Source organism: Lentzea sp. NPDC037011 (genome assembly GCF_055607425.1).
In genome coordinates, this window is sequence record NZ_JBVJRT010000005.1 from 584900 (window position 1) to 603104 (window position 18205).

At 69.4% G+C, this 18205-nt stretch carries 24 protein-coding genes; 16 read left to right on the forward strand and 8 right to left on the reverse strand.

The annotated features are described in order from the left end of the window. Positions 1 to 165: 165 nt before the first annotated feature. A complete protein-coding gene (locus ACZ7CH_RS18340) occupies positions 166 to 798 on the reverse strand; it encodes an O-methyltransferase (RefSeq protein WP_360386211.1) in 633 nt (210 codons plus the stop codon). Between the two features lie 198 nt (positions 799 to 996). Between ACZ7CH_RS18340 and sigE the strand changes: the two genes are divergently transcribed. The 4 genes from sigE (at position 997) to tatB (ending at position 4125) form a co-directional block, all read left to right on the forward strand. Beyond that, positions 997 to 1599, forward strand: coding sequence for an RNA polymerase sigma factor SigE (sigE, locus tag ACZ7CH_RS18345; protein ID WP_045312713.1), 603 nt, complete (start codon positions 997 to 999; stop codon positions 1597 to 1599). Continuing rightward, positions 1596 to 2138, forward strand: coding sequence for an anti-sigma factor (locus tag ACZ7CH_RS18350; protein WP_360386214.1), 543 nt, complete (start codon positions 1596 to 1598; stop codon positions 2136 to 2138). Before sigE ends, ACZ7CH_RS18350 begins: the two co-directional genes overlap by 4 nt. Before the next feature lie 65 nt (positions 2139 to 2203). Continuing rightward, positions 2204 to 3730, forward strand: a complete 1527-nt coding sequence (locus tag ACZ7CH_RS18355) for a S1C family serine protease (protein ID WP_360386217.1) — start codon at positions 2204 to 2206, stop codon at positions 3728 to 3730. Between the two features lie 17 nt (positions 3731 to 3747). Further along, positions 3748 to 4125 carry a Sec-independent protein translocase protein TatB gene (gene tatB / locus ACZ7CH_RS18360; protein ID WP_360386219.1) on the forward strand — a complete coding sequence of 126 codons (378 nt, stop codon included), beginning with the start codon at positions 3748 to 3750 and terminating at the stop codon, positions 4123 to 4125. 66 nt (positions 4126 to 4191) lie between these two features. Here the strand turns inward: tatB and ACZ7CH_RS18365 are convergent, their stop codons facing one another. Next, positions 4192 to 5337, reverse strand: a complete 1146-nt coding sequence (locus tag ACZ7CH_RS18365; RefSeq protein ID WP_360386221.1) for an Mrp/NBP35 family ATP-binding protein — start codon at positions 5335 to 5337, stop codon at positions 4192 to 4194. A gap of 103 nt (positions 5338 to 5440) precedes the next feature. Here ACZ7CH_RS18365 and ACZ7CH_RS18370 point away from each other — a divergent pair, with 103 nt between their 5' ends. Continuing rightward, the gene (locus ACZ7CH_RS18370) at positions 5441 to 5908 is read left to right on the forward strand and encodes a MarR family winged helix-turn-helix transcriptional regulator (RefSeq protein ID WP_360386224.1); all 468 of its coding nucleotides are present in this window, start codon (positions 5441 to 5443) and stop codon (positions 5906 to 5908) included. Continuing rightward, positions 5905 to 6303: an NUDIX hydrolase gene (locus ACZ7CH_RS18375; RefSeq protein ID WP_360386226.1), complete on the forward strand. Its 399-nt coding sequence runs from the start codon at positions 5905 to 5907 to the stop codon at positions 6301 to 6303. The genes ACZ7CH_RS18370 and ACZ7CH_RS18375 overlap by 4 nt, the downstream gene beginning before the upstream one ends. A gap of 24 nt (positions 6304 to 6327) precedes the next feature. On the opposite strand, the gene ACZ7CH_RS18380 is transcribed toward ACZ7CH_RS18375, so the two are convergent. From ACZ7CH_RS18380 to ACZ7CH_RS18395, 4 genes are read right to left on the reverse strand one after another with little or no spacing between them, the layout of a single operon-like run. Further along, positions 6328 to 6813 carry a DUF1003 domain-containing protein gene (locus ACZ7CH_RS18380; RefSeq protein ID WP_360386229.1) on the reverse strand — a complete coding sequence of 162 codons (486 nt, stop codon included), beginning with the start codon at positions 6811 to 6813 and terminating at the stop codon, positions 6328 to 6330. Beyond that, positions 6806 to 8059: a magnesium transporter MgtE N-terminal domain-containing protein gene (locus ACZ7CH_RS18385; RefSeq protein WP_360386232.1), complete on the reverse strand. Its 1254-nt coding sequence runs from the start codon at positions 8057 to 8059 to the stop codon at positions 6806 to 6808. The genes ACZ7CH_RS18380 and ACZ7CH_RS18385 overlap by 8 nt, the downstream gene beginning before the upstream one ends. 15 nt (positions 8060 to 8074) lie before the next feature. Continuing rightward, positions 8075 to 8908 (reverse strand): aminoglycoside phosphotransferase family protein, encoded by an 834-nt coding sequence (locus ACZ7CH_RS18390; RefSeq protein WP_470374392.1) that lies wholly within the window; start codon positions 8906 to 8908, stop codon positions 8075 to 8077. Further along, a complete protein-coding gene (locus tag ACZ7CH_RS18395; RefSeq protein WP_470374393.1) occupies positions 8905 to 9243 on the reverse strand; it encodes a hypothetical protein in 339 nt (112 codons plus the stop codon). The genes ACZ7CH_RS18390 and ACZ7CH_RS18395 overlap by 4 nt, the downstream gene beginning before the upstream one ends. Positions 9244 to 9353: 110 nt before the next feature. On the opposite strand from ACZ7CH_RS18395, the gene ACZ7CH_RS18400 reads away from it, so the two are divergent. Both ACZ7CH_RS18400 and ACZ7CH_RS18405 read left to right on the forward strand, forming a co-directional pair. Beyond that, positions 9354 to 10313: an HpcH/HpaI aldolase/citrate lyase family protein gene (locus ACZ7CH_RS18400; protein ID WP_360386239.1), complete on the forward strand. Its 960-nt coding sequence runs from the start codon at positions 9354 to 9356 to the stop codon at positions 10311 to 10313. A 147-nt stretch (positions 10314 to 10460) separates the two neighbouring features. Further along, positions 10461 to 10637: a hypothetical protein gene (locus tag ACZ7CH_RS18405; protein ID WP_360386241.1), complete on the forward strand. Its 177-nt coding sequence runs from the start codon at positions 10461 to 10463 to the stop codon at positions 10635 to 10637. An 8-nt stretch (positions 10638 to 10645) separates the two neighbouring features. On the opposite strand, the gene ACZ7CH_RS18410 is transcribed toward ACZ7CH_RS18405, so the two are convergent. After that, the gene (locus ACZ7CH_RS18410) at positions 10646 to 11029 is read right to left on the reverse strand and encodes a DUF4190 domain-containing protein (protein ID WP_458429294.1); all 384 of its coding nucleotides are present in this window, start codon (positions 11027 to 11029) and stop codon (positions 10646 to 10648) included. Positions 11030 to 11230: 201 nt separating this feature from the next. On the opposite strand from ACZ7CH_RS18410, the gene ACZ7CH_RS18415 reads away from it, so the two are divergent. Continuing rightward, a complete protein-coding gene (locus tag ACZ7CH_RS18415; RefSeq protein WP_360386246.1) occupies positions 11231 to 12427 on the forward strand; it encodes an acyl-CoA dehydrogenase family protein in 1197 nt (398 codons plus the stop codon). 19 nt (positions 12428 to 12446) lie between these two features. Here the strand turns inward: ACZ7CH_RS18415 and ACZ7CH_RS18420 are convergent, their stop codons facing one another. Next, positions 12447 to 12689: a hypothetical protein gene (locus tag ACZ7CH_RS18420; protein WP_360386248.1), complete on the reverse strand. Its 243-nt coding sequence runs from the start codon at positions 12687 to 12689 to the stop codon at positions 12447 to 12449. 26 nt (positions 12690 to 12715) lie between these two features. Here ACZ7CH_RS18420 and ACZ7CH_RS18425 point away from each other — a divergent pair, with 26 nt between their 5' ends. The 7 genes from ACZ7CH_RS18425 (at position 12716) to ACZ7CH_RS18455 (ending at position 18199) form a co-directional block, all read left to right on the forward strand. Beyond that, positions 12716 to 13345, forward strand: coding sequence for a hypothetical protein (locus tag ACZ7CH_RS18425; RefSeq protein ID WP_470374394.1), 630 nt, complete (start codon positions 12716 to 12718; stop codon positions 13343 to 13345). Positions 13346 to 13581: 236 nt separating this feature from the next. Continuing rightward, positions 13582 to 14049, forward strand: a complete 468-nt coding sequence (locus ACZ7CH_RS18430; RefSeq protein ID WP_470374395.1) for a hypothetical protein — start codon at positions 13582 to 13584, stop codon at positions 14047 to 14049. Beyond that, positions 14046 to 14336: a barstar family protein gene (locus ACZ7CH_RS18435; protein ID WP_470369386.1), complete on the forward strand. Its 291-nt coding sequence runs from the start codon at positions 14046 to 14048 to the stop codon at positions 14334 to 14336. The genes ACZ7CH_RS18430 and ACZ7CH_RS18435 overlap by 4 nt, the downstream gene beginning before the upstream one ends. A 120-nt stretch (positions 14337 to 14456) precedes the next feature. Further along, positions 14457 to 14975 (forward strand): YflT domain-containing protein, encoded by a 519-nt coding sequence (locus ACZ7CH_RS18440; RefSeq protein ID WP_360386258.1) that lies wholly within the window; start codon positions 14457 to 14459, stop codon positions 14973 to 14975. Positions 14976 to 15150: 175 nt separating this feature from the next. Further along, the gene (locus tag ACZ7CH_RS18445; protein WP_470374396.1) at positions 15151 to 16404 is read left to right on the forward strand and encodes an ABC transporter substrate-binding protein; all 1254 of its coding nucleotides are present in this window, start codon (positions 15151 to 15153) and stop codon (positions 16402 to 16404) included. Next, a complete protein-coding gene (locus ACZ7CH_RS18450; protein WP_360386262.1) occupies positions 16401 to 17354 on the forward strand; it encodes a carbohydrate ABC transporter permease in 954 nt (317 codons plus the stop codon). Before ACZ7CH_RS18445 ends, ACZ7CH_RS18450 begins: the two co-directional genes overlap by 4 nt. Next, positions 17354 to 18199 (forward strand): carbohydrate ABC transporter permease, encoded by an 846-nt coding sequence (locus ACZ7CH_RS18455; RefSeq protein ID WP_360386265.1) that lies wholly within the window; start codon positions 17354 to 17356, stop codon positions 18197 to 18199. The genes ACZ7CH_RS18450 and ACZ7CH_RS18455 overlap by 1 nt, the downstream gene beginning before the upstream one ends. Positions 18200 to 18205: the final 6 nt, after the last annotated feature.

Here is an 18205-nt window from a genome sequence, read left to right on the forward strand (position 1 = left end):
TTACACACCCCTTGCATGCGCCGATAACCCGCGCACGCGCGGATCGCACGAAAGGTCCCCGCGTGCGACAGGAGCGCACGAAAGGGCCCCGCGTCCCCTTCCAAAAAGGCACGCGGGAGTCCCGCGTTCCCCTCTGAGGGCACGTGGGGGTCCCGCGTGACCGTCCTAGGGGCGGCGGGCGGCGACCAGGAGGCCGTCGCCCAGCGGCAGGATGACCGGAACGAGCCGCGGGTCCTCCCGGCACGAGCGCGCGATCTCGCGCATGGCCAGGGTCGACTCGTCCTTGACCTTCGGGTCGACGACCTTGCCGTGCCAGAGGACGTTGTCGAACGCGATGACGCCGCCGGGCCGCAGCATCCGCACCCCGTGTTCGAGGTACTGCGGGTACTCGGGCTTGTAGGCGTCGACGAAGACGAGGTCGTAGGCCGCGTCGGTGAGGCGGGGGAGGACCTCCAGGGCCTTGCCCATGATCAGGCGGGTCCGCGACGGTGAGATGCCGGCGGCGGCGTACGCCTCGCGGGCGGCGCGCTGGTGTTCGGGGGCGACGTCGATGGACGTCAGCACGCCGGACCTCGGCATCCCCGACAGCAGGTAGAGGCCGCTGGTGCCGGCGCCGGTGCCGATCTCGACGACGGCCTTCGCCTGCAGGGCGGCCGCGAGGAACCTGAGAGCGGCTCCGCCACCCGCGCCGATGGGCACGCAGCCCAGTTCCTCACCGCGTGCGCGCGCGGCGAGGTGCACGTCGTCCTCGGGGAGGTACTGCTCGACGTACTCCCGCAGGGCCGATTCCGGTGTCACAAGGACGAAGGCTAGTGCCACTTGTGCCCAAAACGGGTGAACGCCGCCCGAACCGAGATTCTCAGGGTGCTCTCAGCCAGCTCTCACGATCGTTTAAACCGCGCGGGAGAAGGTACAGGGGCAAGAAGCCAGGCTCTGGTCGGGAACAAGCCGGACCCGCCGTCCGTTGAGCCGCACAAGGGTCGCCGGGCGGCCCACATGGAGGTGCCGAAACACCTGATGCGCACGCAGTCGAGTTCGCCGGAGGCCGTCGCGCCCATCGAGACGGCCGACTGGACGCCGCCCTCGTGGGACAGCATTGTCCGCGAGCACGCGGACAGGGTCTACCGGCTCGCGTACCGCCTGACCGGCAACCAGCACGACGCCGAGGACCTCACGCAGGAGACGTTCATCCGCGTCTTCCGCTCCCTGGCGTCGTACAAGCCGGGCACCTTCGAGGGGTGGCTGCACCGCATCACCACCAACCTCTTCCTGGACATGGCACGCCGGCGCAGCCGCGTGCGCATGGAGGCGCTGCCCGAGGACAACGACCGCCTCGAGGGTGACGACCTGTCCCCCGAGGAGATCTACGACGAGAACCACCTCGACCCGGACCTGCAGGCCGCGCTCGACGAGCTCCCCCCGGAGTTCAGGGCCGCCGTCGTGCTCTGTGACGTGGAAGGACTCTCCTACGAGGAGATCGGCGCCACTCTCGGGGTGAAGATGGGTACCGTGAGGAGCAGGATCCACCGGGGCCGCCAGGCCCTGAAGGTCGCTTTGGAACGCCGTCGTCGGGAATCGTTGCTGGAGGACTCTGCATGACCGACCTCCGTGGTTGGAGCCTGCCTGAGCAGCACCTGTTGCCGGATGCCGTGGTCGCGTTCGTGGACGGAGAGCTGTCCTCGGTCGCACACGAGCGAGCCTCTGCGCACATCCAGCGCTGCGGCTTCTGCGCGTTCGAGACCTACACGCAGCAGCAGGCGCGCGCAGCCGTGCGCACCGCGTCGGCGCCCACGGCGTCGGCCTCGCTGCTCGACCGGCTCGGCGCCATCCCGCAGGAGGTCGAGCTGCCGTCCGCACCGGACGGGCTCGCGATCACCGAGGACGGCCAGTTCGTCGCCGTTCAGCGCACCGACAAGCCCGCGTTCGGCTCCGGTCCCGTGCTGGGGTCGTCCAAGCCGCTGGGCAGCCAGGGCTGGTTCACCGGCCGCAGGGCCCGCCAGGGAGCGGGCGTCGTCGTGAGCGGCATGCTGCTCGGCGCGCTCGCGTTCGCCACCCCGGACGGCGAGCCGAAGCTGCCCGCGCAGCCGGCGCCCTTGATCCACCAGGACCTGACCGGCGCGCTCGTCGGCACCCGCTGACAGCTATTTCACCGCTCGTCAGGCAGGCTGTGGTTCAGCACTCCTAGCGGAAAACTCGGGGAGAGATGAGCCAGCAGTCGCCCAACGGCCAGACGCCCACACCTGTGTCCGGAGTGGACGACGGAGCACACCGCAGGCTGCGCCCGCGACCGCTCGTGCAGCCGCCGGTCGACCCCACCCACGCCACCGCCTTCGGCCGCCCCGCCGGTGTCGACGGCGCGTTCGCCGCGCGCACCGTGCAGGTTCCCCAGGTGCAGTCCGCGCCGCCCCCGCCCGAGTCGCTGGCCACCGCGTTCGGCCGCCAGGGCTCCGGTGAGCTGTTGCAGCGCCCGCCCGGCCACCAGCCGCACAGCACGCCCGACCCCGACGTCGACCCGGTCTTCTGGGACGGCAAGCCCGCCGCCGACCCGTGGCGCGACCCCGCCGCCGGTGCCGTCATCGGCCCGCCCGCCGTGGGCGAGGACCCGCCGGGAGAGCCGGAGAAGGCCCAGGAGCCCGGTCCCCAGCTGAGCGTCCCCGAGCTGCTGTTCGGCCGCCGCGTGAAGCCCACCGCCCTCGCCCTGCTGATGGTCGCCGCCCTGTTGGTCGGTTCCGTCGGCGGCCTCGTCGGCTGGCTGATCGGGCGCGCCGGCAACCCGCTGACCGACTCGACGGTCACCCTCGCCGAGGTCTCGGAGGGCAAGGAACGCCCGGCCGGTTCGGTGTCCGACATCGCCAAGCGCGTGACCCCGAGCGTCGTGTCCATCGAGTTCAAGGGTGCGAACGTCGCGGGCGTCGGTTCCGGCGTCGTCATCGAGAGCGGCGGCTACATCCTCACCAACGACCACGTCGTCGCCCCCGCCGCCGCGGACTCCTCGGCGAAGCTGAGCGCCGTGTTCACCGACGGCACCCGCGCCGCGGCCCGCGTCGTGGGCCGCGACCCGAAGACCGACCTCGCCGTCATCAAGGTCGAGGTGACGAACCCGACGGTGCTGCAGTTCGGCAACTCCGACGAGCTCCAGGTCGGTGACTCCGTGATCGCCGTCGGTTCGCCGCTGCAGTTGTCGAACACCGTCACCGAGGGCATCGTCTCCGCGCTGCACCGCCCCGTGACCGCCGCAGGCGAGAACGGCGGCCCCCAGGTCACCTACGACGCCATCCAGACCGACGCGGCCATCAACCCCGGCAACTCCGGTGGCGCACTGGTCGACTCGCGCGGCGCCCTGGTCGGCATCAACTCGTCGATCCGCACCGAGACCGGCGGTTCGGTCGGCCTCGGCTTCGCCATCTCCGGCAACCAGGCCCGCAAGATCGGCCAGGAGCTCATCCGCAGCGGCTCGGTCAAGCACGCCGACATGAACGTCAACGTCAAGTCGGTCTCCGCCGAGACCTCCGAGGGCGCCCAGGTGCAGAACGTCCCCGCCGGTGGGGCCGCGGCCACCGCCGGCATCCAGGAGGGCGACGTCATCACGAAGGTCGGCGACCGGATGGTCCGCAACGCCGCCGAACTGGTCGTAGCGGTCAGGGAACACGAAATCGGCGAAACCGTGCAGGTCGTGCTGGCGCGGCAGGGCCGTGAGCTGAAAATCGACGTCACGCTCAAGTCCGACTGACAAGTAGGCTGGGACCCGTGTTCGACAGCATCGGATGGGTCGAGATCCTCATCATCGTCGTCGCGGGTCTCTTCATCCTGGGCCCCGAACGCCTGCCGTCCGCGGCGGCCTGGCTGGGCAAGACGGTCCGCCAGGTCCGTGAGTACGCGACCGGCGCACGCGAGCAGCTCAAGCAGGAGATGGGCCCGGAGTTCGAACAGCTCCGCAAACCCCTGGAGGACCTGCGGGAGCTGCGCAACTTCGACCCGAAGCGCGCGGTGACGAAGCACCTCTTCGACGACCCGGAGCCGACGACGAAGGCGAACGGCTACCCGACGCCGCCCACTCCTCCCACCCCTGAGCAGCGCCCTCTGGCCCCCGGCGAACGCCCGCCGTTCGACCCGGACGCCACCTGACCCGAGAACGAACGAGGGGCCCCGCGTCACCGGTCCGGTGACGCGGGGCCCCTCGTCCTCGTTCTGCTACCGCCCGGCGGGTGAGACGTTCAGCAGGCGGCCGGCCAGGCCGCGGGAGCGGACCGAGAGCTTCGTCGCCACCTCGGTGAGGACCTGCGCGGCCGCCGAGTCCGGCACGGCCTGCACGATCGGGGTGCCCGCGTCACCGTTCTCCCGCAGCCGCGGGTCCAACGGGATCTGGCCGAGCAACGGCACGTCGGAGCCCACCGCACGGGTCAGCGACTCGGCGACGGCCGCACCGCCGCCCGCGCCGAAGACCTCCATGCGGGAGCCGTCGGGCATCTCCAGCCACGACATGTTCTCGATCACGCCCGCGACCCGCTGCCGGGTCTGCAACGCGATGGAACCGGCGCGTTCGGCCACCTCGGCGGCGGCGGTCTGCGGGGTCGTGACGACCAGGATCTCGGCGTTCGGCACGAGCTGGGCCACGGAGATGGCTACGTCACCGGTGCCCGGCGGGAGGTCGAGGAGCAGGACGTCGAGGTCGCCCCAGAACACGTCGGCCAGGAACTGCTGCAGCGCGCGGTGCAGCATCGGGCCGCGCCACACCACCGGGGTGTTGCCGGGGGTGAACATGCCGATCGAGATGACCTTCACGCCGTGCGCCTGCGGCGGCATGATCATCTTCTCGACCTGGGTGGGACGGCCGTCCGCGCCGAGCATGCGGGGGATCGAGTGGCCGTAGATGTCGGCGTCGACGATGCCGACGGACAGGCCGCGCGCGGCCATGGCGACGGCCAGGTTCACGGTGACCGAGGACTTGCCGACACCGCCCTTGCCGGACGCGACGCAGTACACGCGGGTCAGCGAGCCGGGCTGGGCGAACGGGATGACCGGTTCCTCGGTGCCGCCGCGCAGGGTCTTGCGCAGCTCGGTGCGCTGGGCGTCGCTCATCACGTCGAGGTCGACGCGCACCGACGAGACGCCTTCCAGCGCGGACACGGCCGCGGTGACGTCGGCGGTGATCTTGTCGCGCATCGGGCAGCCGGCGACCGTCAGGTAGACCCCGACCACGACCGAGCCGTCCGCGGCCACCTCGACGTCCTTGACCATGCCGATCTCGGTGATCGGACGGCGGATTTCGGGGTCCTGCACACCGGAGAGCGCCTTGCGGACGTCCTCCGCGGTGGGGAGGGGCTGCGTGGTGGTCACCGATCCATGCTACGTCCGGTTCACGCCCGTCCTACCGGCCGGTCACTTTCCAGCGCAGGCCCAGGTCGTAGCGGGAGGAGCGCTGTCCGTAACATCGACGTCCGTGCCGGAATCGGGTAGTTCCCGATTGCCCACCCGCGTCGAGCTCGGGGTGTGGCGATCGTTCCTCCGCGCGCATGCACGGATCACGCGGGTCCTCGAGACCGAACTGATTGCTGAGCAGCGCCTTTCTCTCGCGGCGTACGACGTGCTGGTTCAACTGGCCGAGTCGCCCTCCACGCGCATGCGCATGACCGAGCTCGCCGACGCCGTCCTGCTGTCCCGCTCCGGCGTGACCCGGCTCGTGGACCGGCTGGAACGCGCGGGGCTCGTCGGGCGGGAACGCGCCGACGGTGACGGACGCGGCATCGTGGCCGTGCTCACACCGCTCGGTGCCGAACGCCTCCGCAGCGCCTCCACCACCCACCTGGCGGGCGTCGCCGAGCACTTCGGCGAGAGCTTCGGACCCGGTGAGCTGGAGGCCTTCGGACGCACCTGCGACCGGCTGGCCGCGGACGACGTCTTCCCGTGATCACCGTCGTGGGACTCGTGCACGTCGAGGCCGGCCGCCTCCTCGTTGTGCGCTCACGCAACAAGAAGGCCTTCTACCTCCCCGGCGGCAAGATCGAACCCGGCGAGACCCCGGCCGAGGCGCTGCGCAGGGAGGTCCGCGAGGAGCTCGGCACCGACCTCGACCGCCCCGAGGTCCTTCAGCGCTACGTCGCCCCCGCGTACGGCGAGGGAGAGGGCGCGATCGTCGACATGACCTGCTTCACGGCGGAGCTGCTCGGCACACCGCAGCCGACGAGCGAGATCGCCGAGCTCACCTACGTCACCCGCGACGAGTACCGCGCGCACGCCGAGACGGCACCCGCGATCCACGACGTGCTGGCCGACCTGGTCGAGGCCGGGCACGTCAGGCCGTGAGCAGCGGCTGGTCCCGGTCGGCCGTCACGGCCTGACCTTCTTGCGGTTGTCCTGCTCCTTCACCAGCTTCTCCAGCTCACCGCGGATGAAGTCGCGCGTCGCCACCTCGCCGAGGGCCAGTCGCACCGCGGCCAGTTCGCGCGCCAGGTACTCGGTGTCCGCCTTCGTCTGCGCCGCCCGCTTGCGGTCCTCCTCCAGCGACACCCGGTCCCGGTCGTCCTGCCGGTTCTGCGCGAGCAGGATCAGCGGTGCGGCGTAGGCGGCCTGGGTCGAGAACGCCAGGTTCAGCAGGATGAACGGGTACGGGTCCCACCGCAACGACACCGCGACGAGGTTCACCGTGATCCAGACGACGACGATCAGCGTCTGCCAGAACAGGAACTTGCCGGTGCCGAGGAAGCGCGCGAGCCGCTCGGAGAGCTGTCCGAACGTGTCGGGGTCGATCGAGAACCGGAAACCCCTCGGTTCGCGCGGCTGGTCGAGCCTGCGGCGGGGCAGTACTTCAGGCATGGCTCAGTCCCGTCTCGCGCCAGTTGTCCGGCAGCAGGTGGTCCAGCACGTCGTCGACGGTGACCGCGCCGAGCAGGTGCTCGGTGTCGTCGATCACCGGTGCGCACACCAGGTTGTAGGTGGCGAAGTAACGGGTCACGTCGCTCAGCGAGGCGTTCGGCGACAACCGGGCCAGGTCGGTGTCGAGCACGCCGGCGACGAGGTCGAACGGTGGTTCGCGCAGCAGCCGCTGGATGTGCACGCAGCCGAGGTAGCGGCCCGTCGGCGTCGCGGAGGGGGAGCGGCAGACGAAGACCATCGACGCCAGCGCCGGCGTGAGGTCGGGGTTGCGCACCCGTGCCAGCGCCTCCGCGATCGTCGCGTCCGGCGTCAGGATGATCGGTTCCGGCGTCATCAGACCGCCCGCGGTGTCGAACGAGTACTCCAGCAGGCGGCGGACCGGTTCGGACTCCTCGGGTTCCATGAGGTCGAGCAGCCGGTCCTTCGTCACCTCGGACAGCTCGGCGAGCAGGTCGGCCGCGTCGTCCGGGTTCATCGCCTCCAGGACGTCCGCGGCGCGTTCCTCGTCCAGGTGCGACAGGACGTCCTTCTGGTCCTCTTCGGACAGTTCCTCGATGACGTCCGCGAGCCGTTCGTCGTCGAGGGCGTCCGCGACCTCGTGGCGGCGCTTGGGCGGCAGCTCGTGGAGGGCGTGGGCCACGTCGGCCGCGCGCATGCCCTCGAACACCGCGACGAGCTGCTGCGCACCCTGCGGCTGGCCGGCGAGCTGGTTCACGCTCAGACCGCTGACGTCCTCCCACCGCCACACCTGCACCGGTCCGCGCCGGCCGAGGCGTCCGGAGCGCCGGCGGACCGCGACCTTGACCATCCGCCAGTCACGGGTGCGGGTCAGCTCCATCGCGGCGTCGGTGACGGTCGCGGACGAACCGTCCTCCAGCTCCACCGTGGCGTCCAGCACCTCGCCGATCACCAGGACCTCGTTGACCCGCTGGTGGAACGGCCGCAGGTTCACCGACCCGGTCGCGAGCGTCACCGCGTTCGGCTCGACCGTGGTGACCCGCAGCATCGGCACGAAGATCCGCCGGCGGGTGGCGAGCTCGACGACCATGCCGAGCACTCGAGGTGGCTGCCGGTCGATGCGGAGGCTGATCACGACGTCCCTGGCCTTGCCGATGGGTTCGCCATCGGGGCCGAAGACGGGGAGTCCGGCCAACTGCGCGATGTAGACCCTGTTCACAGCCACCACGACAGCGAGCCTAGATCAGGACCTGACCGCCCACTCGGCGATCTCGGCGCAGATGGCCGCTTGGTCCGGCAGGTCCTCCTCCAGGCACCAGATCCAGTTCGCCACCGCGCGCTGCAACGTCCAGTCGCGGGCCTTCGCCACGTCCAGCTCGCCCGCGTCGCACAGCGCGAGGAACCGGCCGGTCAGCCCCCTGCGCCCGCCCAGCTCGCCGAACCTGTTCCACAGCAACGGGATCATGCAGTACTCGGGGTCGCCGGACAGCGGCTTGGGGTCGATCACGAGCCACGGTTCCCGGTCGCCGCGCAGCACGTTCCGGTAGTGCAGGTCCTCGTTGACGAGTGTCGTGCCCATCGGCCGGCTGCCCGCTTCCCCGGCCGCGTCGAGCAGCCTGCGGGGAACGGCCGGGTGCTCCTTCAGCGTGTCCGTGAACCGGCGGAAGCCCGCGGGCGCTTCGAGGTGCCGGTGGCGGCGCAGCAGGTCGCCGATCACGCCGACGGCGAGGTCGATCGGTTCGTCGTCGAGCGAGTGCTGGTCGAGGCGTTCCAGCAGCAACGCGCCGAGTTCCGCGTCGTGGCCGAGCAACCGGACCGCGCCGTTGCCGTCGTAGAGCCGCAACGCGATCGGCTCGTGCTCGGTCTCGCGGTCGACCCACGTCAGCTTCAGCACGGCCGGGTGCCCGTCCGGCCGGCGCACCGGGAGCACGACGGCGCAGAACCCGTTCATCAGCGCGCCGTCCGGGGTGAGCCGCCAGCGCGCGCACGCCTTCGTGGCCAGTGAAGGCAGCTTCGCGACCCACTCCGGCGCGCCCTCGCCGAGCTCGAGCCCGAAGCCCTCCGGCACGGTGATCACGCGCCGAACTCCAGCCGGTACACCGCGTCCCACTCGGGTTTCGTGTTGAGCCGCGCGGTCTTCAGCGCCTGGGCCGTCTCGTCGTCCGGTTCCACGAGCCGGGCTGTGGCCTGCGCGTCGACGAGGTGCGAGTGCGTGCTGGGGGAGCGGACGGTGACGGTGACCTCGGCGCCATCGGTCAGTCCGGGCACCTGCTGTTCCGTGCCGCCGGTGATCACCCACAACGCGTCGTCGCGCCAGTGGGCGTGCACCAGCTTCGGTTCGCGGCCGGGTGAGGTGATCCACACGGCGGCCGCTTTCCGCAGCGCCGCGTCGAGGATGCGCGTGATCTCCACCGGTTCAGACTGCCAGGGGCTGTGAGACGGGACTCAGCGGACATGCGCCCCGCAGCGATGCGTGCCACTGTGGCCCACATAGTTACCGGCCGGTACGAGGAGGTACTCCAGTGGTCGACCAGCAGCGTCCCCGTCGCTCGTGTCTGGCGGTCCCCGGCTCGAGCCAGAAGATGATCGACAAGGCCCGCACGCTGCCGGCGGACCAGGTGTTCCTGGACCTGGAGGACGCCTGCGCGCCCCTGGCCAAGCCGGACGCCCGCAAGACCATCGTCGCGTCCCTCAACGAGGGCGGCTGGGACGGCAAGGCCCGCGTCGTGCGCGTCAACGACTGGACGACGGAGTGGACCTACCGCGACGTCACCGAGGTCGTCGAGGGCGCGGGCGCGAACCTCGACTGCATCATGCTGCCGAAGGTCCAGACGCCGGAGCAGGTCGTGGCACTCGACCTCCTGCTCACCCAGATCGAGAAGACCATGGGCCACGAGGTCGGCAAGATCGGCATCGAGGCGCAGATCGAGAACGCCCTGGGTCTCAACAACGTCAACGCGATCGCCACCGCGTCCCCGCGCGTCGAGACGATCATCTTCGGCCCCGCGGACTTCATGGCGTCGATCAACATGAAGTCGCTGGTCGTCGGCGAGCAGCCGCCCGGCTACGACGTGGGCGACGCCTACCACTACATCCTGATGCGGATCCTGATGGCCGCGCGGGCCCACGACAAGCAGGCCATCGACGGCCCGTACCTGCAGATCCGCGACGTCGAGGGCTACAAGCGCGTCGCCGGCCGGTCCGCGGCACTGGGCTTCGACGGCAAGTGGGTGCTGCACCCCGGCCAGATCGAGGCGGCCAACGAGGTCTTCAGCCCCAAGCAGGACGACTACGACCACGCCGAGAACATCCTCGACGCCTACGAGTACTACACGTCCGAGGCGGGCGGGAAGCGCGGCGCCGTGATGCTCGGCGACGAGATGATCGACGAGGCGTCGCGGAAGATGGCGCTCGTGATCTCCGGCAAGGGACGCGCCGCGGGCATGTCGCGTGCGAACGTGTGGACGCCCCCGGAGGACTGAGTTCCGTCACGGGTTGTGCGCCATTTCACCCCTGATGTCACTGGACGTGGCCGACCGTCACGGGTTGCGTTCAAAACGGGTGAGGTGACGCACAATCCGTGACCGGGGTTTGCGATCTCGCCCCGGTGCGGGTGCATGCTCTGGGGCATGTCACGTTCGAGTAACGGCAAGGCGGGCAGGCGCCTGCGGCTCTTCAAGCGCCGCGAGGACGACCTGCTCGAGCGCAGCTTCCGCAGCTGCCCTGGATGCGATGCCGACGTCCACGTGTTCGCCGACGTGTGCCGCCACTGCGGTGGTGCGCTGGAGATCGCCCTCGCGGGCTGAGCTCACCGCTAGTACGTGCTGCCCTGCTTGGCCGCCGCGATGATCGCGATGATGACGATCGCGAAGTACAGCAGGTAACCGGCGATGACCAGGTACCCGACGATGAGGCCCGCGAGCGCCAGGCCACGGCCGTCCTCCTCGCCCCGCTTGATCCGCCCCATCGCGATGTGGCCGAAGATGACGCCGATGATGGACGTCACGCCGCAGGTCGCGATGCCCACGCAGGACAGCACGAGCGCGAGGATCGCGTTCGTCTGCGGCTTCGGCACGGGCGGCGGGTAGCCGTAGCCGTACATCGGCTGCGCGCCGTACGGGCCGGGTTGCTGGCCGTAGGGCTGGCCGGGCTGCTGGCCGTACGGGTCCTGCTTCGGGTTGTACGGGTCGTAGGTCATCGCTGGTCCCCCTAGGTGTGGTGAGGCGGGATCTTAAGTCCGCACTGTTCATTCGCCGCGCATGGGTGCGCGATCACACCTGTTGGGGAAGCTGTTTCGGTACAGCCGCCATGGCTGTGTTGCGGAGAGCACACCACGGTCGCGAACGAGCGTTAACCGGTCCATACTCGCCGGTAACTCTTGCTTCGGAAGGGAAGTGCGATGGCGCGCCTCGCCCAGACCGCGGGTCTCACGGACATCCAGGAAGAAATCCTCGCGACCGTTCGCACGTTCGTGGACAAGGAGATCATCCCGCACGCGCAGGCGCTGGAGCACGGCGACACCTACCCCGCCGACATCGTCGAGGGCATGAAGGAGATGGGCCTGTTCGGCCTGACGATCCCGGAGGAGTTCGGCGGGCTCGGCGAGTCGCTGCTGACCTACGCGCTCGTCGTCGAGCAGATCGCGCGCGGCTGGATGAGCGTCTCCGGTGTCATCAACACCCACTTCATCGTGGCGCACATGCTCAAGCAGCACGGCACGCAGGAGCAGAAGGAGAAGTACCTGCCGCGAATGGCCGCGGGCGAGGTGCGCGGCTCGTTCTCGATGTCGGAGCCCGAGCTGGGCTCGGACGTGGCCGCGATCCGCACGAAGGCCGTCAAGGGCGCGGACGGCTACACGATCAACGGCCAGAAGATGTGGCTGACCAACGGCGGCACGTCGAACCTGACCGCCGTGCTCGTGAAGACCGACGAGGGCGCGGACAAGCCGCACCAGAACCTCACGACGTTCCTGGTGGAGAAGCCGGAGGGCTACGGGGAGGTCCTGCCCGGCCTCACGATCCCCGGCAAGATCGACAAGATGGGCTACAAGGGCGTCGACACCACCGAGATGGTGTTCGACGGCTTCGAGATCTCCGCCGACCAGGTCCTCGGCGGCGCCACCGGCCAGGGCTTCCGGCACATGATGGACGGCGTCGAGGTGGGCCGCGTGAACGTGGCCGCCCGCGCGTGCGGCATCGCGCTCCGCGCCTTCGAGCTCGCGATCGAGTACTCGCAGCAGCGCAGGACGTTCGGCAAGGCCATCGCCGAGCACCAGGCCATCGCGTTCAAGCTCGCCGAGATGGCCACCAAGGTCGAGGCGGCGCACCTGATGATGGTCAACGCGGCGCGCCTGAAGGACTCCGGTCAGCGCAACGACGTCGAGGCCGGCATGGCCAAGCTCATCGCCTCGGAGTACTGCGCGGAGGTGACGCAGGAGGCGTTCCGCATCCACGGCGGCTACGGCTACTCCAAGGAGTACGAGATCGAGCGCCTGATGCGCGAGGCGCCGTTCCTGCTGATCGGCGAGGGCACCTCGGAGATCCAGAAGACGATCATCTCCCGGGGTCTGCTGCGGGAGTACCAGAGCCGGGGTTAGCCCGTTGGGGGTCGCTCCTTCACGGGAGTGGCCCCTGACGCTCCCCGTCCGGCCCGCACCGGGACTGCGCCAGGTCGCCGCGCTCGTTGGCGTGCAACGGGTTCTCGCCACCGCACCCCGTCGTGCCGTCGAACACCTCGGCGGTGGCCGGATCCTGTTGCAGCTCACCGAACACCTCGACGAGGTGCCGCCGGAGCTGACGACGTTCCTCCGCCCGTGCCGCACTGAAACCCGGTTGCCCGCAGGTCCACACTCGAACCACACGTTCGACGATGCTCTGGTGACCTCATGACGCACCCCCTGGCCGGCCCGACCCGCCGCCTCGCCCTGCCCGCCTCCGCCCAGCGCGCTCATCTGGAGTCGATCGGCACCGCTCCGTCCACCGACGAGCTCGCCCTGGAGTTCGACGACGTCCGCCGGCACCCGGTCCCGCCGGCCGCCGGCCCGTTCGTCGACCGCATCGACACCCTGCTGGAGACGATGAGCGGCCCCGGCCCGGTGTGGCACGTCACCTCACTGGCCACTGCCGCGCAGTGGGCCGAGCTCCGCCTGCTCGCCGCCGAGCTCCTGCGCCACCTCCCGGCCCACCCGCGCCCACTGGCCCCGTCCGAACGCGAACTGCTGGCTCTCCTGCTCACCGACTTCCCCGGCCTGCACGCCCAGCTCGACCACGTCCAGGTGCGCGCACCGTGGTACGACGGATCGGCCAGCCTCGACCTCGACACCTCCGGCCCCGCTGCTGACGTGCCCGACGGCGTGCTGCCGGTCAGCGCCGAGGTGCACTCGAACGGCGAGTACATCGGCGAACTGCTGCTGTGGGTCGCCAACGGCCGGTTGTCCGCCATCGAGTACGCCTGGGTCACCGACGAACCCCCGCACACCCTGCCTCCCGCGGCCGCGGTGACCACCCGGCGCTGACCGCTCGCTGCTCGGCTTCGACCGGCCGCGCACGCTGGCGATCACCCACGTCGTCGACGGCGACCTCGGCAAGGCCGCCGCGGTGATCGAGGAGCGGGAGCGGGGGAAGGACACCTACGCGCGCGCCCACCGTGCGTTCGTGCACCGGTTCGGGCTGGTCTTCGCCTAAGTTCGAGGGCGGCAAGTGGCCCACGGATCGTGTGGGAAGTCGTCGGATCATCATCGGGGAAGCTTCTATGTCTGACGGACGGCTCGAAGAGCTGCTGGGCAATGCGATCGCCAAGGTCAGACGCGTCAACTACGTGCGTCCCGGCGGCCACCGCGAGGCCGAGGAGGGACCGATCGAGCTCACCCTGGAGAACGGTGCGGTCCTCCTCTTCGAGTCGGGCTCCGATGGCGAGTCGCTCCGCCTGTCCACCGGTGAATGGGCTGACCCGTTCGCTGGTCCGCTGTCCTCCGAGAACCAGGACTTCGTGGCCCGCTCGGGGAAGTGGACCGCCTTCGACGTGTCGTCCGAGGGGGACTACCGAGAACTCGTAGGACGTCGGGTCGAGGACATCTCGCTGGTGGTCGAGAGCGGTAAGACGACCGGTGTGGAGCTCTCGGTCGGATCGGTGTTCGTGCGGGCGGTGGTCGTCGCTGACGAGCTCACGGTCGTCCTCGGCGAGGTAGCAGGGCGTCCTTCGAAGCAGGAGGAGTCGTGAAGGTGGTCGTCGACGGAAAGTCGATCACGGGGGAGCGGGCGTTTCACGATGCGCTTGCCGGCCCGCTCGACTTCGGGCCGTACTACGGCAACAACCTGTCCGCGCTCTGGGACCGCCTGAGCACCGACGTCGAACGTCCGGTGGAGCTGGTGTGGGTGGACTCCGAGGTCAGCAGGGAACTGCTCGGCGACGAGCTGTACGAGAAGATCGTCAAGATCCTCTCCGCCGTGGCGGAGAGAGATGCGCCGCGTCCCGCCGAGCACAGGTTCGTCGTCCGGTTCGAGTAGCGCGCTGTGGGCGTTGCGGTCAGTGGAGCAATCCGGCAAAACACCCGTAGGCGTCTCAGCACGGCGCACCGGGCACTGGCAGGATGGGACGATCAGCGCGTCCGACAGAGGTGGTCCCCTGTGACGAGTCCGTTCGCCAACCCGAACCGACCCGGTGTCCCGCCACGCCTGCCCACGCCGCCGACGGGGTGGCCGGTCGGGTCGTACGCCACCTACGAGGAGGCGCAGCGGGCGGTCGACTTCCTGGCGCTCGAGGACTTCCCGGTGCAGGACGTGACGATCGTCGGCGTGGACCTGATGCTGGTCGAGCGGGTCACCGGGAAGCTCACCTGGGGGCGCGTCCTCATGACCGGTGCCGCCAGCGGTGCGTGGTTCGGTCTGTTCGTCGGCCTGCTGCTGACCCTCTTCAGCCCGGAACCGGGGGTGACGGTCGGGCCGGTGCTCACGGGTCTGATCACCGGTGTGTTCTTCGGGCTCGTGTTCGCCGCGGTCGGCTACGGGTCGGCGCGGGGCAAGCGGGACTTCCAGTCGGCGAGCCAGCTGGTGGCAGGGCGGTACGACGTGCTGTGCCACCCGAAATCGGCGGAGAAGGGCCGTGACCTGCTGGCCAGGCTGGCCATGCGCCCTTCAAACCCCTAGCTGTTGAGACATGAAGAACAGCTATTGGTTCTGAATCGTTGCCTCTCTTGGTTGCGGCTCCTGATCACCAGGCCTAGGTTCGGTGCACCGGTCCGCCGGGTGCGGCCGGTGGCACGACGAGGTGCCGGGCATTGCGGTCTGGCTCCTCCGTGCAGTCGGGAAGGAGGCAGGGCCGATGGGTGCGAACCGACGCCATCGACTCGCCGCCGGTGTGGGGGTCGCGTTGCTCGCGGCATCAACCGTCACGGCGTGCGGGTCGAGCGACGACGGCATCACCGTCAACGTCTACAAATACCCCCAGGAGAACTTCCAGGCGATCGTCGACAACTGCAATGCCAAGGCCGCGGGGCGCTACAAGATCGTCTACAACAAGCTGCCGCGGGAAGCGGACGGTCAGCGCGAGCAGATGGTGCGCAGACTCGCCGCCGAGGACGACAGCATGGACGTCCTCGGTCTTGACGTCACGTGGACGGCCGAGCTCGCGGAGGCGGGCTGGCTCAAGGAGTTCACCGGGTCCGTCAAGTCGCAGGTGGAGAGCGGCACGCTGAGGACGCCGCTGGAGACCGCCACCTACGAGGGCAAGCTCTACGCGGCCCCGGACAACACGAACGTCCAGCTCCTCTGGTACCGCTCGGACCTCGTGCCGAAGGCGCCGACGACGTGGGACGAGATGATCACGATGGCCGAGGACCTGGTCGCACAGGGCAAACCCGGCCGGATCGTGGGGCAGGGCAAGCAGTACGAGGGGCTCGTCGTGCTGTACAACACCCTGGTCAACTCCAACGGTGGCAAGATCATCGACGAGAGCGGCACCAAGGCCGTGGTCGACGACAAGGCCGTGGAAGCGTTGGCGGCGCTGAAGAAGCTCGCCACGTCCAAGGCGATCGACCCGTCGTTCTCCAACGCCGCGGAGGACAACGCGCGCCTGGCCATGGAGAACGGCAACGCCGCGTTCCAGCTCAACTGGCCCTACGTCTACGCGGCGGCGCAGAAGAAGCCGGACTTCGCGAAGAACTTCAAGTGGGCGCCGTACCCCGCGTTCGGCGGTGACAAGTCGAAGGTCACCGTCGGTGGCATCAACTTCGCCGTCAGCGCGTACACCAGGCACCCGGACGAGTCGTTCGACGCGGTGCTGTGCCTGCGCAGCGCGGAGAACCAGAAGCTCGCCGCGCTCAAGGACGGTGTGCCGCCGACCATCGAGGCCGTCTACGGCGAGCCCGAGATGGCCGAGGCGTACCCCATGCGCGACACCATCAAGGAGACGCTGAAGAACGCGAGTGTGCGGCCGCGCACGCCCGCCTACCAGAACGCGTCGACCGTGATCGCCACGGTCCTGTCGCCGCCGGCGAGCATCGACCCCAAGGCGACCGGTGACCGGCTGCGCCAGGAACTCCAGGACGCACTCGACTCCAAGGGGGTGCTGCCGTGAGCCACGCGACTGCGGAGAAGACCGGGGCAGCGACAGCGGAGCCCGTCGCTCCCAAGAAGAAGGTAGCGCTCAGCGAGGGCAAGAAGGCCGAGCGCAGGCTCGGCTGGCTGCTCTGCGCGCCGGCCGCGCTCACCATGGTCGCGGTGACCGGCTGGCCGATCCTCTACTCGCTGCTGCTGTCGATGCAGAAGTTCGACCTGAAGTTCCCCGACCGCACCGAATGGGTGTGGTTCGACAACTACGTCGCCGTGCTCAGCAGCCCGTACTGGTGGAACGCGGTGTGGGTGACGGTCGTGCTGACCGTCGTCACGGTCGCGATCGAGCTGGTGCTGGGCATGTCGCTCGCCCTGATCATGCACCGCGCGCTGGTCGGCCGGGGCATCGTCCGCACGACGACGTTGATCCCGTACGGCATCGTGACGGTCGTGGCCGCGTTCTCCTGGCGCTTCGCCTGGACGCCCGGCACCGGCTACCTCGCGGAGGCCCTCGGCGGTGAGCCGGTGCTGACCGAGAAGATCCCCGCGCTCATGGTCGTGGGCCTCGCGGAGATCTGGAAGACCACGCCGTTCATGGCCCTGCTGCTGATGGCCGGTCTGGCACTGGTGCCGGACGACCTGCTCAAGGCCGCCGCGATGGACGGCGCGAGCGGGTGGCAGCGGTTCATCAAGATCACCGTGCCGATCATGAAGCCGGCGATCCTGGTGGCACTGCTGTTCCGCACGCTCGACGCGTTCCGCATCTTCGACAACCTCTTCGTGCTCACCGCGGGCTCGCAGGGCACGTCGTCGGTGTCGATGCTGACCTACAACAACCTGATCAAGGGCTTGAACCTCGGCATCGGATCGACCATGTCCGTGCTGATCTTCATCATGGTCGCGATCATCGCGTTCGTGTTCATCAAGCTCTTCGGCACCGCTGCCCCCGGCAGTGACGACGGGGGGAAGCGCTGATGGCTGGAATCGGAGGAGCGGAGACCACCGGCAAGAAGGTCGGCTGGGGCCTGCTCAACGCCGTCGTGGTGATCTACGCGCTGTTGCCGGTGCTGTGGATCGTGTCGTTGTCGTTCAAGTCGTCGGCGACGCTGGCGGACGGCAACTTCATCCCGCGCGAGTGGAGTCTGGAGAACTACCGCAACATCTTCTCGACGTCCGAGTTCACGCGGGCGCTGATCAACTCCATCGGCATCGCGCTCATCGCGACCGCGATCGCCGTGGTGTTCGGCACCATGGCCGCCTACGCCATCGCCCGGCTCGACTTCCCCGGGAAGAACCTGCTGGTCGGCGTCTCGCTGCTGATCGCGATGTTCCCGCAGGTCTCGCTCGTGTCGCCGTTGTTCGAGATCGAGCGCTCGCTCGGCCTCTTCGACACGTGGCCCGGCCTGATCCTGCCGTACATCACGTTCGCGCTGCCGCTCGCGATCTACACCCTGTCGGCGTTCTTCCGCGAGATCCCCTGGGAGCTCGAGAAGGCGGCCAAGATGGACGGTGCGACGCCGGGGCAGGCGTTCCGTCGCGTCATCGCGCCGCTGGCCGCGCCGGGTGTGTTCACGACGGCGATCCTGGTGTTCATCTTCTGCTGGAACGACTTCCTCTTCGCGATCTCGCTCACCTCGACCGAGCAGTCGCGGACCGTGCCGGTGGCGCTGTCGTTCTTCACCGGCAGCTCGCAGTTCGAGGACCCGGCCGGGTCGATCGCGGCGGCCGCCGTCGTGATCACCATCCCGATCATCCTCTTCGTGTTGTTCTTCCAGCGCCGGATCGTCGCCGGCCTGACCTCCGGCGCCGTCAAGGGGTGAGTTGAC

Coding starts and splice junctions, on each gene's coding strand:
- ACZ7CH_RS18415 (WP_360386246.1), top strand. CDS start 11,231: ATGGCGCGCCTCGCCCAGACCGCGGGTCTCACGGACATCCAGGAAGAA.
- ACZ7CH_RS18430 (WP_470374395.1), top strand. CDS start 13,582: ATGTCTGACGGACGGCTCGAAGAGCTGCTGGGCAATGCGATCGCCAAG.
- ACZ7CH_RS18405 (WP_360386241.1), top strand. CDS start 10,461: ATGTCACGTTCGAGTAACGGCAAGGCGGGCAGGCGCCTGCGGCTCTTC.
- ACZ7CH_RS18445 (WP_470374396.1), top strand. CDS start 15,151: ATGGGTGCGAACCGACGCCATCGACTCGCCGCCGGTGTGGGGGTCGCG.
- ACZ7CH_RS18355 (WP_360386217.1), top strand. CDS start 2,204: ATGAGCCAGCAGTCGCCCAACGGCCAGACGCCCACACCTGTGTCCGGA.
- ACZ7CH_RS18425 (WP_470374394.1), top strand. CDS start 12,716: ATGACGCACCCCCTGGCCGGCCCGACCCGCCGCCTCGCCCTGCCCGCC.
- ACZ7CH_RS18380 (WP_360386229.1), bottom strand. CDS start 6,813: ATGCCTGAAGTACTGCCCCGCCGCAGGCTCGACCAGCCGCGCGAACCG.
- ACZ7CH_RS18350 (WP_360386214.1), top strand. CDS start 1,596: ATGACCGACCTCCGTGGTTGGAGCCTGCCTGAGCAGCACCTGTTGCCG.
- sigE (WP_045312713.1), top strand. CDS start 997: ATGGAGGTGCCGAAACACCTGATGCGCACGCAGTCGAGTTCGCCGGAG.
- ACZ7CH_RS18410 (WP_458429294.1), bottom strand. CDS start 11,029: ATGACCTACGACCCGTACAACCCGAAGCAGGACCCGTACGGCCAGCAG.
- ACZ7CH_RS18455 (WP_360386265.1), top strand. CDS start 17,354: ATGGCTGGAATCGGAGGAGCGGAGACCACCGGCAAGAAGGTCGGCTGG.